Source organism: Neobacillus phoenicis (genome assembly GCF_047302305.1).
Lineage (GTDB): Bacteria > Bacillota > Bacilli > Bacillales > Cytobacillaceae > Neobacillus.
The window spans coordinates 1,871,911-1,888,243 of record NZ_CP154847.1; the positions used below are offsets into that span (position 1 = coordinate 1,871,911).

Here is a 16,333-nt window from a genome sequence, read left to right on the forward strand (position 1 = left end):
GAATAGCGTTTGTCTTTTCTAAAATGGGAGGAAATAAAGCATGCTACGAAAAACAAAAATCGTTTGTACGATTGGTCCTGCTAGTGAAAGTGTTGAAAAGTTAACTCAATTAATAAATTCGGGGATGAACGTTGCTCGTTTGAACTTTTCTCACGGTGATTTTGAAGAGCATGGTGCTCGAATCAGAAATATTCGTGAAGCAGCAAAAGCAACTGGTAAAACAGTAGCGATTCTACTTGATACAAAAGGTCCGGAAATCCGCACAAACAATATGGTAAACGGTGCAATTGAGCTTAAGGCAGGAGAAAATGTGATTGTTTCAATGACAGAAGTCGAAGGAACAACTGAAAAGTTCTCTGTTACATATCAAGGTTTAATTGAAGATGTACATGTTGGTTCAAAGATTCTCTTAGATGACGGCTTAATCGGTCTTGAAGTAATGGAAGTGAATAAAGCCGCAAATGAAATCCATACAAAGATTTTAAACAGCGGTACATTAAAAAATAAAAAAGGTGTAAATGTTCCTGGTGTGTCAGTAAACCTTCCAGGAATCACGGAGAAGGATACAAAAGATATACTGTTCGGTATAGAACAAGGAATTGATTTCATCGCTGCTTCCTTCGTCCGCCGTGCGAAAGATGTCTTAGAAATCCGTCAACTTTTAGAGGAAAACAAAGCAACACATATCCATATTATCCCTAAAATTGAAAATCAAGAAGGCGTTGATAACATCGATGAAATCCTTGAGATTTCTGATGGCTTGATGGTTGCACGTGGTGACCTTGGTGTGGAAATTCCTGCTGAAGAGGTTCCTCTTGTTCAAAAAATGTTAATTAAGAAATGTAATGCCCTTGGTAAACCAGTTATTACTGCAACCCAAATGCTTGATTCTATGCAACGTAATCCTAGACCTACGCGTGCAGAAGCTAGTGACGTAGCCAATGCTATTTTTGATGGCACGGATGCCATTATGCTTTCAGGTGAAACAGCAGCTGGAATATATCCAGTTGAAGCGGTCCAAACCATGCACAATATTGCTTCTCGAGCAGAACAGGCATTAGATCATAAAGAAATTTTATCTACTCGAAGCAAAGACACTGGTCATAATCTTACAGATGCGATTGGTCAGTCTGTTGCCCATACGGCTTTAAATTTAGAAGTTAATGCCATCATTACGCCAACAGAAAGCGGTCATACTGCTAGAATGATTTCTAAGTATCGTCCGAAGGCACCAATCGTAGCTGTTGCAGCAAATGACAAGGTTTCTCGACAATTATCCCTTGTATGGGGTGTCTATTCACGTATCACGTCCATGTGCTCAACTACCGACGAAATGCTTGAAATTTCTGTTCAAGAAAGTTTAAGCAGTGGTATCGTAAAACACGGTGATTTAGTAGTTATTACTGCAGGGGTTCCTGTAGGTGAAGCTGGTACAACGAATTTGATGAAGATTCATGTTGTAGGCGATATTATTGCTAAGGCACAAGGAATTGGTCGTAAGTCTGCATTCGGAAAAGTAGTACTTGCTCATGATGCCAAGGAAGCCCTAGATAAGGTAAAGCAAGGTTCTATTCTTGTGACCCTGGGTACCGATCGTGATATGGTTCCTGCACTAGAAAAATGTGCTGCTCTTATCACACAAGAAGGCGGATTAACAAGCCATGCGGCTGTAGTAGGTCTAAACCTTGGAATTCCTGTCATTGTTGGAGTCGACAATGCATTAGAATTATTTAAAGAAGGTCAAGAAATCACTGTTGATTCATCGAGAGGTGTTATTTACAACGGCCACGCTAGTGTCCTATAGGAAAAAAAAGAAAAGAAGGGGAAACCCTTCTTTTTCTACATAATAAAACTATTTCGTCACCAATCGTAATATAATGGAAACAAGCCGATTGGAAGGGGACAAAACATGCGGTATTTATTTTTATTGATTATTGTGATTCCCGCTGTCGATATTGGAATTTTACTCTTGTCAGGAAAAACGATAGGTGTATGGCCAACTATAGCCATCATTATTTTAACGGGAGTTATTGGGGCCTATTTGGCAAAAAGAGAGGGGCTTCAGACCATCCGTAGGGCTGGAGAGCAGCTCCGGTATGGGGAGATTCCTAGTGAAGCGGTTTTGGACGGTATTTGTATAATCATTGGTGGAACTCTTTTGATTACTCCAGGTTTCGTAACTGATATAACTGGATTTCTATTACTATTTCCAGTAACCAGAAGGCCATTTAAATATCTAATTAAAAAAATGTGGAGAAGTAGAATTGATAAAGGAAACATAAAAATCATAAAATAGAAAAACGTCAGCTGCTACAAACAGGCTGACGTATTTTTATTAATATCTGTTAAACAAGTCTGTTGATTTCCGCTCCAGGCGCTTCGCTTTCCGCGGGCGTGCCGGGGAGCCTCCTCGTCGCTTCGCTCCTGCGGGGTCTCCCCTGCCCCGTACTCCCGCAGGAGTCTTCGCGCCTTCCGCTCCAATTAACATTGTGCCAAGGCATTTTTGATTATTTATCTGACCTTTATTATGCTTCTTTTCCTTTAATGAATGTCCATAGATCATGAAAGACATTTGCTCTGTAAAGCGTGCTGATTATAACTAAAGTAACAGGACCGACAATTAAGCCTAAAAAGCCTATGGTTTTAAATCCAACAAATAAGGCGATTAATGTGGCTAATGGGTCTAGACCGATACTAGAAGAGAGGATTTTCGGTTCCATTATCTGCCTTTGAACAAGGACAATGATATAAAGTACACCTAAACCGATAGCAAGGCCCATATTCCCTGAAATAGCAGAGTAAATGATCCAAGGTACGAAAACTGCTCCAGTTCCAAGGTAAGGGATGATATCGACAATTCCTGTTAACAGCGCTATGGTTATGGCATAATCAACCCTTAGGATAAGCAAGCCAATTAGAATGATAACGGTAGTAATAGAAATCAGTGTTAACTGTGCTTTAATAAAACCAAATAAAGCCTTTTTTAAGTCAATAAACACCTTTTGCCCGCTTGATTTTGCTTTTTCAGGTAAAATCCTTCCACCCAGTAAGGATAATCGATACCAGTCCTTGCTGATAAAGAATGTAGCTAATAATGAGAAAATAAGGACAGTGGCTGCGTTAGGAAACCATGATAAGATATTTGGAATATTTCCGAACAAACCTTGTATAAACGATCCAACGGTTGTTCCGATCTTTTGACCAACATTTTGAATGTTTCCAATGATCGTATCCTGTTGACCAGCATCGAGCTTATTGAATACACTTGTTAACTGATTATAAAGAGGAATAATCTGACCAGTAAAGTAATTCTCAATATATTCTATTAATGTATCAAGGTGTTCAGGAACGACTTTAGCTAAATAAGCTGCCCCAGAAACGATTTCAGCTACTAAAAGTGTGACTAAACCTGCAAAAAAAGCAAAGATAATAATGAGTGCAATTAAGACCGCAAGCGATCGAGGCATTTTTGCTTTGCGTTCGAAAAAATTGACGAGGGGGTTAATTAAAAAGGCGATTGCAAGAGCAATTAAAAATGGATACGTGACTTTTGATAAATAAAAAAAAGAGTACAGGGCCAAAACAACGGCTCCAATGACAAGAAGAAATCTAATTGACCGATTTATGTACTTTGAATTCAAAGACAACCCTCCTTAAAATATAATTTATAGTATAAGTTTAACATTTTATGAATAAAACTGCATAATTTTCCAAAAATGCATAGACTGTGTAATACATTACTACGGAATTAAAATAGGAAAGGTTTCAGATATTGATACAGAATTTATCCCCCATTTTTACTCCATGAAGTTATTATGGTACGATAATTTGGATAAAGGATGGTGAACAAATGGTTAGTGAGTCGTTGCTTTTTCTTTTATTGCTTCTAATCATTGGATTTATTGCTAAGAATAGCTCGTTAATCGTGGCTGTTGGGATATTACTTATATTAAAAGCCGGCGGACTAGACGCCAAGTCCTTTTCCTTTTTGCAGTCTAAAGGAATCAACTGGGGAGTGACGATTATTACGGTTGCTGTACTAGCACCCATTGCAAGTGGAGACATAGGTTTTAAGGATTTAACCGGTGCATTTAAGTCCTCTTATGCTTGGATTGCACTCATTTCGGGAATGGCTGTGGCATTACTCGCAAAAGGTGGAGTAAAATTACTAGCTGATGACCCACAAATTACAACTGCACTAGTATTGGGAACCATACTATCTGTATCTCTTTTCAAAGGGGTAGCGGTAGGTCCGTTAATTGGTGCAGGTATTGCCTATGCAGCGATGAAAGTTTTTAGTTTTTTTAGCTAGATTTTTTTTGGAATAATATTTTTTTCGATTTTTCGACGCCTTTTCATTCACAAAAATCTGATAATTGTTTATAATAGGCTTGTAAGCGTATCCTTTTCTACATAAACCATATATATATGCTGAATTACTTGTAAAATAGTTTTTTTATTGTGATTGAAAGGGCATACATCTTTTTGTGACTATCCCGAGCAATCGCTCAGTCATTTTTTACGAATGAAGCAATAGGTAGAGTATTATACTCAGATAATACCATTTGTCATTTATTACATCCGAGTTAATCAGTAAAGGGGTTTTATTTCTCTGTGTTTGTTTTTCAATGGGGATATTAAGAATGTGAGGAGAGATTTATTATGACAGTAACACGCGGTCTTGAAGGGGTAGTGGCAACAACTTCTTCCATCAGCTCTATTATTGATGACACGCTAACATATGTTGGCTATGACATCGATGATTTAGCAAAAAACGCAAGCTTTGAGGAAGTCATTTATTTATTATGGCACCGCCAACTGCCCAATGCTGAACAATTAGCAGAACTAAAACAGCAGCTTGCAGAAAATGCTGCGCTTCCACAGGAAGTGCTTGAGCATTTTAAAATGTACCCTATTAATAAAGTACATCCTATGGCAGCGCTTCGTTCAGCAGTTTCCTTGTTAGGTTTATATGATGAAGAAGCAGATTTAATGGATTCTGAAGCCAATTATCGTAAAGCAGTACGACTGCAGGCAAAAATGCCAGCAATTGTTACTACTTTTGCCCGAGTTAGAAAGGGTCTTGATCCAATTGCTCCAAGACAGGATCTAAGCTTCGCAGCGAACTTCCTTTACATGTTATCTGGGAAAGTACCTGAGCCAATTGCTGTTGAAGCAATTGATAAAGCGCTTGTCTTACATGCGGACCATGAGTTGAATGCTTCTACATTTACAGCACGTGTTTGTGTAGCTACACTTTCTGATGTTTACTCTGGAGTAACGGCTGCAATTGGTGCACTTAAAGGGCCTTTACACGGTGGTGCAAATGAAGCAGTAATGAAGATGCTTACGGAAATTGGCACAATTGAAAATGTTGAGCCATATGTTCGCGGTAAACTTGAAAAGAAAGAGAAAATTATGGGCTTTGGACACAGAGTATACCGTCAAGGTGATCCACGTGCGAAGCACTTAAAAGAAATGTCTAAGAAATTAACAGAACTTACTGGTGAGCCGCACTGGTATGATATGTCTGTTAAAATTGAAGGAATCGTAACGGGTGAGAAGAAGCTTCCACCAAACGTTGATTTCTATTCTGCTTCTGTTTATCACAGCTTAGGAATTGACCACGATTTAATGACGCCAATCTTCGCTGTAAGCCGTGTTTCAGGCTGGTTAGCTCATATTTTAGAACAATATGAAAACAATCGTTTAATCCGTCCAAGAGCAGAATATACTGGACCTGGAATGCAAAAATATGTACCAGTCGACCAAAGAGTTTAATATTTTACTTTTTTTCAAAAAATTGATTCAATATGATAGAATGAATCAAAGGTTAGAGGTAAACTCTCTAACCTTTGATTCAGCATCGTGAACGAACAAAGTTCAAAGTTTTTTACATAACTAGGAGGGAGAACAACTATGCAAGGCGAAAAAATTACTGTTACAAATGGTGTATTAAATGTACCAAATAATCCAATTATCCCATTTATTGAAGGGGACGGTATCGGACCAGATATTTGGGCTGCTTCAGAGCGAGTATTAAATGCAGCAGTTGAAAAGGCTTATAAAGGCGAGCGTAAATTAGTATGGAAAGAAGTTCTAGCTGGAGAAAAAGCTTTCAACCAAACAGGTGAATGGCTTCCATCAGAAACACTAGATGTAATCAATGAATACTTAATTGCTATCAAAGGTCCATTAACAACTCCTGTTGGCGGTGGGATCCGTTCCTTGAACGTTGCTTTACGCCAAGAGTTAGACCTTTTTGTATGCTTACGTCCAGTAAGATGGTTTGAAGGTGTTCCTTCACCAGTCAAGCGTCCACAAGATACAGATATGGTAATCTTCCGTGAAAATACTGAAGATATTTATGCAGGAATCGAGTATGAAAAAGGTTCTGAAGCGGTTAAAAAAGTAATCGACTTCCTTCAAAATGAAATGGGAGTAAATAAAATCAGATTCCCTGAAACTTCAGGTATCGGTATTAAACCTGTGTCTGAAGAAGGGACAACTCGTCTAGTACGTGCAGCTATTAATTATGCAATTAAAGAGGGCCGCAAATCGGTTACACTCGTGCATAAAGGAAATATCATGAAATTTACTGAAGGCGCGTTTAAAAACTGGGGTTATGAGCTTGCAGAAAAAGAATTTGGTGATAAAGTCTTTACATGGGCTCAATATGACCGCATTAAGGCTGAGCAAGGTGGAGAAGCTGCAAACAAGGCACAATCCGATGCAGAAGCTGCAGGCAAGATCATTGTAAAAGATGCTATTGCTGATATCTTCTTGCAACAAATCCTTACACGCCCACGTGAGTTCGATGTAGTTGCTACAATGAACTTAAACGGTGACTTCATTTCTGATGCACTTGCAGCACAGGTTGGTGGAATTGGTATTGCTCCAGGAGCAAACATCAACTATGAAACAGGACATGCTATCTTTGAAGCAACACATGGTACTGCTCCTAAGTACGCTGGTCTTGATAAAGTAAATCCTTCATCAGTCATTTTATCAGGTGTATTAATGCTTGAGCACTTAGGCTGGAACGAAGCAGCTGATATGGTAATTAAATCAGTTGAAAAAACCATAGCGTCTAAAGTTGTAACGTATGACTTCGCACGTTTAATGGAAGGTGCAACTGAAGTTAAAACATCTGAATTCGGTGATGAATTAATTAAAAATATGGAATAAGCTAACTGGAATAGGCATAAACAAGAATAGTTGCAGGGGCTGTATTTTACAGCCCTTTAAATTAAATAATCCTACATAAAAGGGGAGAGTCACATGTCATTAAAACGTAAAAAGGTTTCAGTAATTGGCGGCGGATTCACAGGCGCGACTACATCATTTTTACTTGCACAAAAAGAACTTGGTGATGTAGTTTTAGTTGATATTCCTCAAATGGAGAACCCAACTAAAGGTAAAGCATTAGATATGCTTGAAGCAAGCCCTGTTCAAGGGTTCGACTCAAACATTACTGGTACATCTAATTACGAAGACACACGCGATTCTGATATTGTAGTTATTACTGCGGGTATTGCACGTAAACCAGGCATGAGCCGTGACGATTTAGTGCAAACAAACCAAAAAGTAATGAAAAGTGTAACGCAGGAGATTGTGAAATATTCTCCAAACTGTACTATTCTTGTCTTAACTAACCCAGTAGATGCCATGACATACACAGTATTCAAAGAATCTGGTTTCCCTAAAAACCGTGTAATCGGTCAATCAGGAGTCCTTGATACTGCTCGTTTCCGTACGTTTGTTGCTCAAGAATTAAATCTTTCTGTAAAAGATGTCACTGGATTTGTTTTAGGCGGCCACGGAGATGACATGGTTCCACTCGTTCGTTATTCTTATGCTGGTGGTATTCCATTAGAAACATTAATTCCTAAAGATCGTTTAGAAGCCATTGTGGAGCGCACTAGAAAAGGCGGCGGTGAAATCGTTAACCTGCTTGGAAACGGAAGTGCATACTATGCTCCAGCTGCCTCACTCGTTGAAATGTGTGAAGCAATTCTTAAGGATCAACGTCGTGTATTACCTTCTATTGCTTACCTTGAAGGCGAGTTTGGTTACGAAGGCATTTACCTAGGCGTTCCAACTATCCTCGGTGCAAATGGTATTGAAAAGGTGATCGAACTTGACCTTACTGCTGAGGAAAAAGCAGCATTAGATAAGTCCGCTGAATCAGTTCGTAATGTAATGAATGTATTAGTATAATAGAAAGAATAAATTCGGGGTGCATGCCCCGAATTTTCTCTATATCTATGTGAAATCGTTTACAACGGAGGTGCGATGGGTGCTTTTAGGGAAGAAAAGAAAGTTAGGCCGAAAGATTGAAGAAATAACAGTTGGTGAAAAACTAGCATTAACAGAAAAAATTGAAGACAAGGATATCCTTCTATATTTAGGATTAACTGATGACGCAAACCCTTTATACATACAGCATGATTATGCATCACAAACTCCATTTGAAAAACCGATTGTACCTAACATCATGTTAACAGGCGTAATCACTTCGGCTATCTCAAAATATTTGCCCGGCCCAGGAAGTCATATTTTAAGTCAAGAACTTGACTTTCCAAAGCCTGTCTATCATTATGGAACAGTCGAATGCCTATTTGAAGTGATTGATGTAAAAAGGAAAGAACATACGATCTTAATCAGTGTAGTGGGAACCAATGAAAAAAATGAGACAGTAATTCAGGGAAAAGTTAAAGTCTGCCCTCCACATCGGTTAGAAGATATACACGGAAAAGCTTTAGAGAATTTCTAATAAAGGCTATTTTATAAAACATTGTTGATTGGAGCGGAAGGCGCGAAGACTCCTGCGGGAAAAGCGTATCAGGGGAGACCCCGCAGGAGCAAAGCGACGAGGAGGCTCCCCGACCGCCCGCGGAAAGCGAAGCGCCTGGATCGGAAATCAACAGACAAGGTTAAAAGAGCCTTAATATACGTATGAAAAGGAATGTGTTTAGCATTCCTTTTTGCTTTTTTTATAAAAGATACATATATACTTTGTTAATTTTTTGTAAAGATAATAAATGAAGAAGATGTATCTCTAGGAAATACCTGTTCTTTATTATTATAATGAAGGTATCTTGATATAGCGGGGGATATTATGAAAAACAAAGTACTTGTTGTAGATGATGAACAATCGATTGTGACATTACTCCAATATAATTTAGAACAGGCGGGCTTTGAGGTTTTAACAGCTATGGATGGCCAAGAGGGGAAGGAAATAGCAGAAACAGAATCGCCTGATATTATCGTGTTAGATTTAATGCTGCCAAAATTAGATGGAATGGAAGTATGCAAACAGCTCCGTCAAAAGAATATCATGATTCCTATTCTTATGTTAACAGCGAAAGATGATGAATTAGATAAAATAATTGGTTTAGAGCTCGGTGCAGACGACTATATGGTCAAACCATTTAGCCCAAGAGAAGTAATTGCTCGTGTGAAAGCCATATTAAGAAGAACACAGATTCAAACTGAGGTTCCAGACGAAGCAGAAAAGAATAACGATGAGCTAATTCAAATTGGTAAGTTAAAAATTTATCCTGAGAAATATGAAGCTTATTTTCAAGAGGAACTCCTTGAATTAACCTTAAAAGAGTTTGAATTACTTCTTTATTTGGCACAGAATAAAGGTCGGGTACTAACAAGGGATCAGTTATTAAGTGCTGTTTGGAATTATGAGTTTGCTGGCGATACTAGAATAGTTGATGTACATATCTCTCACCTTAGGGAAAAAATTGAAGAAGAAACGAAGAGGCCTGTTTATATTAAGACACTTCGTGGTCTAGGTTATAAGCTGGAGGGACCAAAAAAAGAATGAAAAAATCTCGTACAAGGCTGTTAATTGCACTAGTTTCCACTATTATTACAGTGTTGATTGCGATTGGAATATGGTTGACCCATTTATTTAGAAATGAGGTTTTTGAATTACTGAAGGGTCAATATAAAATTGAAATATTACTCATACTCTTCCTTATTCTTGTGATAGTCTTAATTGTCATCAGTTTCTTTTGCATTAGAACTACTTCGAGGTATTCTAAGCAAATAGAAGCAGCAACTGATGTTGCCATTCAATTGGCAAACGGCAATTACCGTGCCAGGACTTCAGTAGATATGCTAGATGGTACAGGTATGTTGGGATCTTCTATTAACATGCTGGCTGAAAATCTGCAGGAATTAGCCAAGTCACAAGAAATGCAGCAGGATCGCTTAGGTGCGTTGATAGAAAATATGGGCTCGGGGTTAGTATTAATTGATAGCCGAGGATATATCAGTCTCATAAACAAAGGCTTTGTGGAAATATTTCAAATGGATCCTACTAATTACTTAAATAAACTTTATTATGAAGTAGTTGATTCTGAAGAAATATGCCAATTGGTAGCCGAAGTGTTTCGAACCGAGCAGAAGGTAAGTAAGCAATTATCTATTCCATTATTGATAGAAAGAAAATTTTTTATGGTTTATGGTGTGCCTATTATTGGGAAAAACAATGTTTGGAAAGGGGTATTACTTGTTTTTCACGATATTACGGAAATAAAAAAGCTGGAACAAATTCGCAAGGATTTCGTGGCAAATGTATCTCATGAATTAAAAACGCCTGTTACGTCTATTAAGGGATTTACTGAAACCCTTTTAGATGGTGCGATGAATAATAAAGAAACGTTAGAATCTTTTTTATCCATTATCTTAAAAGAAAGTGATCGTCTCCAATCCCTGATTCAGGACCTATTGGAGCTTTCGAAAATTGAGCAGCAAGGATTCCAACTTATCTTAAAAGAAGTAGATTTAAAGCTGTTGCTGGAAGAGGTAATAACTCTTTTAAGTGGAAAGGCAGAAGCTAAGAACATACGCCTTGAATTTTATTATAAGCAGGAAAAGGTACAAATCATTGGTGATGTAGATCGATTAAAACAAGTGTGTATTAATTTAATCGGTAATGCCATTTCCTATACACCTCCTGGAGGCGATGTGAAAATCATCCTCTTAGAACACAATGAAAAAGTCCGAATCCATGTGAAGGACTCTGGGGTTGGTATAAAAAAAGAAGAGATTCCAAGAATTTTTGAACGTTTTTACCGGGTGGATCGTGCAAGAAGCCGTAACTCTGGTGGAACAGGTCTAGGTTTAGCGATTGTTAAACATTTAGTGGAGGCTCATCATGGGCAGATCAGTGTTAGAAGCAAATTAGGGGAAGGCAGCGAATTTATCCTAGAGCTTCAAAAATATTTGAAATGATTTTGGATGGTGAAGAAGATGGAAAAGAAGAAGCTTGTGCTGATTGACGGAAATAGTATAGCTTATCGTGCTTTTTTCGCACTACCGCTCCTTAATAATGATAAGGGGATTCATACGAATGCAGTTTATGGTTTTACGATGATGTTAATGAAAATTTTGGAGGATGAAAAACCAACGCATATGCTTGTTGCTTTTGATGCGGGAAAAACGACCTTCAGACATAAAACCTTTGGAGAGTACAAGGGAGGGAGACAAAAAACGCCTCCAGAGTTATCTGAGCAATTTCCGTTTATTCGTGATTTATTAGATGCCTATGGGATTTCAAGGTATGAGCTAGAAAATTATGAGGCTGATGATATAATTGGAACTCTTTCCTTAACTGCTGAAAAGGATGGGTATGAAGTCAAAGTTATTTCTGGAGATAAAGATTTAACCCAGCTTTCTTCGCCACATACCACTGTAGGAATCACTAGAAAAGGAATTACGGATATAGAAGAATATACTCCCGAGCATGTAGCTGAAAAATATGGTCTTACACCAGAACAGATTATCGATATGAAAGGTCTTATGGGGGATGCATCGGATAATATTCCTGGTGTGCCTGGAGTAGGTGAAAAGACTGCCATTAAGCTGTTAAAAGAATTTACAACCCTCGAAAAGTTGCTTCAATCGATTGATCAAGTAAGCGGGAATAAGCTCAAGGAAAAATTAGAGGAATTTAAGGATCAGGCATTAATGAGTAAAGAGCTGGCAACGATTGAAAGGCAGGCACCCGTAGAAGTCGATTTAGAAACAATCGCCTTTGAGGGCTATATTAGAGAGAAGTTAGTGCCGCTCTTTAAAGAATTAGGCTTTCATTCATTATTAGACAAGCTGGGGGAAGATACAACCGTACATAACAATCAGGAACTTTTGGATATTGAATATGTAATTCCTTCCGAAATAACCGAAGCTATTTTTGCTGAAAATAATTATTTTTATGTAGAACTTCTTGATGATAATTATCATTATGCAGAGATTATTGGGTTTTCCCTTGTCAATGAAAAAGGACACTTTTACCTGCCAACGGAACTAGCCTTGAAATCAGAGGCGTTTAAAAACTGGGCAGAAGATGAAGGGAAAAAGAAAACTGTTTATGATGCGAAACGTTCGGAGGTTTCATTAAGAAGGCAAAATATCCATCTTAAAGGTACAGACTTTGATATTTTAATGGCCTCCTATTTAATTAATCCTTCGGAAACCCAAGAAGATCTTGCTGCGATTGCACAAAAATATCACTTTCATAACATCCAAGCGGATGATTCCTTTTATGGGAAAGGAGCCAAACGAAAAGTCCCTGAAGAGTCAAGGCTAGCAGAACATCTTGTACGTAAAGGTCTTGCCATGGCTGAAATAAAGGATAAGTTGGAAGATGAATTAAGAACAAATGAACAATATGAATTATTTAATGATCTTGAGATGCCACTTTCACTTATTTTAGCTGATATGGAATCGTGTGGTATAAAGGTAGAACGGGAACGTCTGCAGACAATGGGCAAAGAACTAAATGAACGACTAGTGGAAATAGAAGAGAAGATTTGTGAGCTTGCGGGAGAAAAATTTAATATTAATTCTCCAAAACAATTAGGTGTCATTCTATTTGAAAAGTTAGGCCTTCAAGCATTAAAGAAAACAAAGACCGGTTATTCTACTTCGGCTGATGTTTTGGAAAAGTTAGCAGAAGATCATGAAATTATTGAGCATATTCTACTGTATCGACAATTAGGCAAACTACAATCCACCTATATTGAAGGTTTATTAAAGGTGATTGATCCAAAAACAGAAAAAGTGCATACTAGGTACCAGCAAACCTTAACCGCAACAGGACGATTAAGCTCCATCGACCCGAACCTGCAAAATATTCCGATCCGACTGGAAGAAGGAAGGAAAATTCGCCAGGCGTTTGTACCCTCTGAGGAAGGATGGGTGATTTTTGCAGCCGATTACTCTCAAATAGAGCTTCGGGTTCTTGCCCATATTGCTGGAGACGAAAAATTAATTCAAGCGTTCAAAGATGATCTTGATATTCACACTAAAACGGCAATGGAGGTTTTCCATGTGTCGGAAGATGAAGTAACCTCTAATATGAGACGTCAGGCAAAGGCTGTTAACTTTGGAATTGTTTACGGGATCAGTGACTATGGACTTTCACAGTCCTTAGGGATAACCCGTAAGGAGGCTGGACGTTTCATCGAGAGATATTTAGATACTTACCCTGGTGTAAAAGAATATATGGATGATATTATTCATTCTGCAAAGCAAAAAGGCTATGTTTCCACATTAATGCAGCGAAGACGTTATCTCCCTGAAATCACGGCCAGAAACTTTAATTTGAGAAGCTTTGCGGAACGTACAGCCATGAATACGCCTATTCAAGGCAGTGCAGCAGATATTATCAAGAAAGCAATGATAGATATGGATGAGGCACTAAAGGATAAAGGGTTGAAGACACGCTTATTGCTTCAGGTGCATGATGAATTGATTTTTGAGGCACCGGAGGATGAAGTGGCGATTCTTCAAGAATTGGTTCCAAGTGTCATGGAAAATGCTCTTGAATTGAAGGTGCCATTAAAAGTGGACTATTCCTACGGTCCAACTTGGTTCGATGCTAAATAAAAGGAGAATCTATATTGCCAGAGCTTCCAGAAGTTGAAACAGTACGAAAGACGTTAAAAAAATTGGTTCTTAATAAGATGATTGAAGAGATAACCGTCTATTGGCCAAAAATAATAAAAAATCCTGTAGAGATTGAACAGTTTATTGATGCCTTAAAAAAAGAAACCATTGTTGATGTTGGACGAAGAGGGAAGTTTCTTATCATATATACAAATCACTATGCGCTAGTATCACATTTACGGATGGAAGGAAAGTATGGACTTCATCCGAAGGAAATTCCATTTGATAAACATACACATGTCATTTTTCATTTTACTGACGGTACTGAATTACGGTATAGAGATGTTCGGAAGTTTGGAACGATGCATTTATATAAAAAGGGAGAAGAATTTACAAAACCTCCATTGATAGAGCTGGGTCCTGAACCCTTTTCAGAAGAGTTTACTCAAGAATACCTGTCTCGGAAACTGAATAAAACCAATAGGAAAGTAAAGCCTGCCTTACTCGATCAAAAATTACTAGTAGGGCTTGGCAACATTTACGTGGATGAGGCCCTTTTCCGCGCTGGAATACATCCAGAACGGCTTGCTAGTACTTTAACTGAGGACGAGGTTAGCCTTCTTCACAGTGAAATTGTTGCTACTCTAGGAGAAGCGGTGAAAAAGGGAGGGAGTACGATTCGTTCGTATGTTAATTCTCAGGGGGAAATTGGTATGTTCCAGCTTGAATTATATGCATATGGGCGAAAAGGAGAACCATGTAAGAATTGTGGAACCCCTCTTGAAAAAACAACAGTCGGAGGAAGAGGCACCCATTATTGCCCAAGCTGTCAGAAACTATAAAGTAAGCAATATGAATTTGAAAACAACAATTCAATAACAATGGATGGGCTCCTACCATATACTATCGTAGTGATTTTCAGGAAGGAGTCCTAGACGTCATGGTTCAGTTGTTCTCACTTCTCATATTAGCATTTGCCCTTAGTCTTGATAGCTTTAGTGTAGGGTTTACCTATGGATTAAGGAAAATGGTCATGCCGATCAAATCTGTTCTCGTTATTGCGACCTGTTCGGCAGCCTCTTTAATGATTGCTGTGTCAATTGGGCATGGCTTAGAAAAAGTAATATCACCGAATATTACGGCAAAACTAGGGGGATTCATTCTGATTGCCCTAGGTGCCTGGGTATTGTACCAATTTTTTCGGCCGGAAAAAGAAAAAGAATTAGTAGAACATGAAAAAACAATCGTCAACCTTGAGATACGCTCCCTGGGATTAGCTATTAGTATATTAAAAAAACCCATGTCTGCTGACTTTGACCAGTCAGGTACCATTACTGGGATCGAAGCATTAATGTTGGGCTTTGCCTTGTCATTAGATGCCTTTGGGGCTGGGATTGGAGCAGCTATGCTTGGATTTCCTCCACTATATTTAGCTCTTACTGTTGCAGTCATGAGCTCATTATTTGTCCTGTTAGGAATAAAAAGTGGCGCATTTTTCCATAAATTCGATTGGATTCAAAAGTTCACTTTTTTACCTGGGGTTTTATTAATCATTATTGGTATTTGGAAATTATGATACCTGAAAGGAAAAAAGCATGTCATTAGTTATCGGTTTAACTGGCGGAATTGCCAGTGGAAAAAGTACTGTATCAACAATGTTTAAAGAAATGAATATACCAGTAGTCGATGCAGATGTGGAGGCTCGTCTTGCTGTGAAAAAAGGTGAAGCAGCCTACTTTCAAATAATTGATACGTTTGGAAAGGACATATTATTGGAGGATGGGGAGATTGATCGGCAAAAATTAGGTTCGATTATTTTCCATCAAGAAGAGAAACGAAGGCTTTTAAATGAAATTGTTCATCCGCAAGTTAGAAAGAGAATGATGGGGCAGGTTGAAGCTGCCCGGCAGAGCGGGGCAGAAGTCATTGTCCTGGATATCCCTCTATTATTTGAAAGCAAGCTAACCTATATGGTCGAGAAGACGATTCTTGTATACGTTGATTATGACATACAATTAGAAAGACTTATGAAGCGAAATAACCTCTCGGCTGACGATGCAAAGGCACGTATACAGTCCCAAATGCCACTAAACGAAAAAATAAAATTAGCAGATGCAGTAATTGATAACAATGGATCAATAGAAAAAACAAACAAACAGCTCATCAACGTATTAACCCAATTTGGTATTAGAACAAATCAATAATGGAATAGGAGAAGGAGATAGCCTCCTTCTCTTTTTTGTGTAGACTAAGTTTTGACACTCTGTTGATTGGAGCGGAAGGCACGAAGACTCCTGCGGGAGTACGGGGCTGGGGAGACCCCGCAGGAGCGCAGCGACGAGGAGGCTCCCCGGCACGCCCGCGGAAAGCGAAGTGCCTGGAGCGGAGATCAACATAAAAGTAGAAAAAAAACTAATAAGTT

The 16,333-nt window shown here is 38.5% G+C and carries 14 protein-coding genes; 13 read left to right on the forward strand and 1 reads right to left on the reverse strand.

The features are described 5' to 3' along the window. The first annotated feature begins 40 nt into the window (after positions 1-40). Together pyk and AA0X95_RS09630 are read left to right on the forward strand one after the other, a co-directional pair. Positions 41-1,804 carry a pyruvate kinase gene (gene pyk, locus AA0X95_RS09625; protein ID WP_413308314.1) on the forward strand — a complete coding sequence of 588 codons (1,764 nt, stop codon included), beginning with the start codon at positions 41-43 and terminating at the stop codon, positions 1,802-1,804. Between the two features lie 105 nt (positions 1,805-1,909). Next, on the forward strand, positions 1,910-2,296 hold the full coding sequence (locus tag AA0X95_RS09630) for an FxsA family protein (RefSeq protein WP_413308316.1): 387 nt from the start codon (positions 1,910-1,912) through the stop codon (positions 2,294-2,296). 229 nt (positions 2,297-2,525) lie between these two features. On the opposite strand, the gene ytvI is transcribed toward AA0X95_RS09630, so the two are convergent. Next, positions 2,526-3,641 (reverse strand): sporulation integral membrane protein YtvI, encoded by a 1,116-nt coding sequence (gene ytvI / locus AA0X95_RS09635; protein WP_413308318.1) that lies wholly within the window; start codon positions 3,639-3,641, stop codon positions 2,526-2,528. 209 nt (positions 3,642-3,850) lie between these two features. On the opposite strand from ytvI, the gene AA0X95_RS09640 reads away from it, so the two are divergent. The 11 genes from AA0X95_RS09640 (at position 3,851) to coaE (ending at position 16,115) form a co-directional block, all read left to right on the forward strand. After that, positions 3,851-4,312: a DUF441 domain-containing protein gene (locus AA0X95_RS09640; RefSeq protein ID WP_413308320.1), complete on the forward strand. Its 462-nt coding sequence runs from the start codon at positions 3,851-3,853 to the stop codon at positions 4,310-4,312. 350 nt (positions 4,313-4,662) lie between these two features. Then, positions 4,663-5,781 carry a citrate synthase gene (gene citZ / locus AA0X95_RS09645; protein WP_413308322.1) on the forward strand — a complete coding sequence of 373 codons (1,119 nt, stop codon included), beginning with the start codon at positions 4,663-4,665 and terminating at the stop codon, positions 5,779-5,781. 138 nt (positions 5,782-5,919) lie between these two features. After that, a complete protein-coding gene (icd, locus tag AA0X95_RS09650; RefSeq protein ID WP_413308324.1) occupies positions 5,920-7,188 on the forward strand; it encodes an NADP-dependent isocitrate dehydrogenase in 1,269 nt (422 codons plus the stop codon). A 93-nt stretch (positions 7,189-7,281) separates the two neighbouring features. Then, a complete protein-coding gene (gene mdh, locus AA0X95_RS09655) occupies positions 7,282-8,220 on the forward strand; it encodes a malate dehydrogenase (RefSeq protein ID WP_413308326.1) in 939 nt (312 codons plus the stop codon). A 79-nt stretch (positions 8,221-8,299) separates the two neighbouring features. Beyond that, positions 8,300-8,776 carry a MaoC/PaaZ C-terminal domain-containing protein gene (locus AA0X95_RS09660; protein WP_413308328.1) on the forward strand — a complete coding sequence of 159 codons (477 nt, stop codon included), beginning with the start codon at positions 8,300-8,302 and terminating at the stop codon, positions 8,774-8,776. A 345-nt stretch (positions 8,777-9,121) separates the two neighbouring features. Beyond that, on the forward strand, positions 9,122-9,841 hold the full coding sequence (locus tag AA0X95_RS09665; protein WP_413308330.1) for a response regulator: 720 nt from the start codon (positions 9,122-9,124) through the stop codon (positions 9,839-9,841). Next, positions 9,838-11,256, forward strand: coding sequence for a two-component system histidine kinase PnpS (gene pnpS, locus AA0X95_RS09670; protein ID WP_413308332.1), 1,419 nt, complete (start codon positions 9,838-9,840; stop codon positions 11,254-11,256). The genes AA0X95_RS09665 and pnpS overlap by 4 nt, the downstream gene beginning before the upstream one ends. Positions 11,257-11,274: 18 nt before the next feature. Beyond that, positions 11,275-13,911, forward strand: coding sequence for a DNA polymerase I (gene polA, locus AA0X95_RS09675; RefSeq protein ID WP_413308334.1), 2,637 nt, complete (start codon positions 11,275-11,277; stop codon positions 13,909-13,911). Positions 13,912-13,925: 14 nt separating this feature from the next. Beyond that, positions 13,926-14,753 (forward strand): DNA-formamidopyrimidine glycosylase, encoded by an 828-nt coding sequence (gene mutM, locus AA0X95_RS09680; protein WP_413308336.1) that lies wholly within the window; start codon positions 13,926-13,928, stop codon positions 14,751-14,753. Positions 14,754-14,851: 98 nt separating this feature from the next. Beyond that, entirely contained in the window at positions 14,852-15,487 is a 636-nt protein-coding gene (ytaF, locus tag AA0X95_RS09685) for a sporulation membrane protein YtaF (RefSeq protein ID WP_335533966.1), read from the forward strand. Between the two features lie 19 nt (positions 15,488-15,506). Next, positions 15,507-16,115, forward strand: coding sequence for a dephospho-CoA kinase (coaE, locus tag AA0X95_RS09690; RefSeq protein WP_413308338.1), 609 nt, complete (start codon positions 15,507-15,509; stop codon positions 16,113-16,115). Positions 16,116-16,333 lie beyond the last annotated feature (218 nt).

Coding starts and splice junctions, on each gene's coding strand:
- AA0X95_RS09630 (WP_413308316.1), top strand. CDS start 1,910: ATGCGGTATTTATTTTTATTGATTATTGTGATTCCCGCTGTCGATATT.
- AA0X95_RS09665 (WP_413308330.1), top strand. CDS start 9,122: ATGAAAAACAAAGTACTTGTTGTAGATGATGAACAATCGATTGTGACA.
- pyk (WP_413308314.1), top strand. CDS start 41: ATGCTACGAAAAACAAAAATCGTTTGTACGATTGGTCCTGCTAGTGAA.
- pnpS (WP_413308332.1), top strand. CDS start 9,838: ATGAAAAAATCTCGTACAAGGCTGTTAATTGCACTAGTTTCCACTATT.
- polA (WP_413308334.1), top strand. CDS start 11,275: ATGGAAAAGAAGAAGCTTGTGCTGATTGACGGAAATAGTATAGCTTAT.
- citZ (WP_413308322.1), top strand. CDS start 4,663: ATGACAGTAACACGCGGTCTTGAAGGGGTAGTGGCAACAACTTCTTCC.
- icd (WP_413308324.1), top strand. CDS start 5,920: ATGCAAGGCGAAAAAATTACTGTTACAAATGGTGTATTAAATGTACCA.
- AA0X95_RS09640 (WP_413308320.1), top strand. CDS start 3,851: ATGGTTAGTGAGTCGTTGCTTTTTCTTTTATTGCTTCTAATCATTGGA.
- ytaF (WP_335533966.1), top strand. CDS start 14,852: ATGGTTCAGTTGTTCTCACTTCTCATATTAGCATTTGCCCTTAGTCTT.
- mdh (WP_413308326.1), top strand. CDS start 7,282: ATGTCATTAAAACGTAAAAAGGTTTCAGTAATTGGCGGCGGATTCACA.
- coaE (WP_413308338.1), top strand. CDS start 15,507: ATGTCATTAGTTATCGGTTTAACTGGCGGAATTGCCAGTGGAAAAAGT.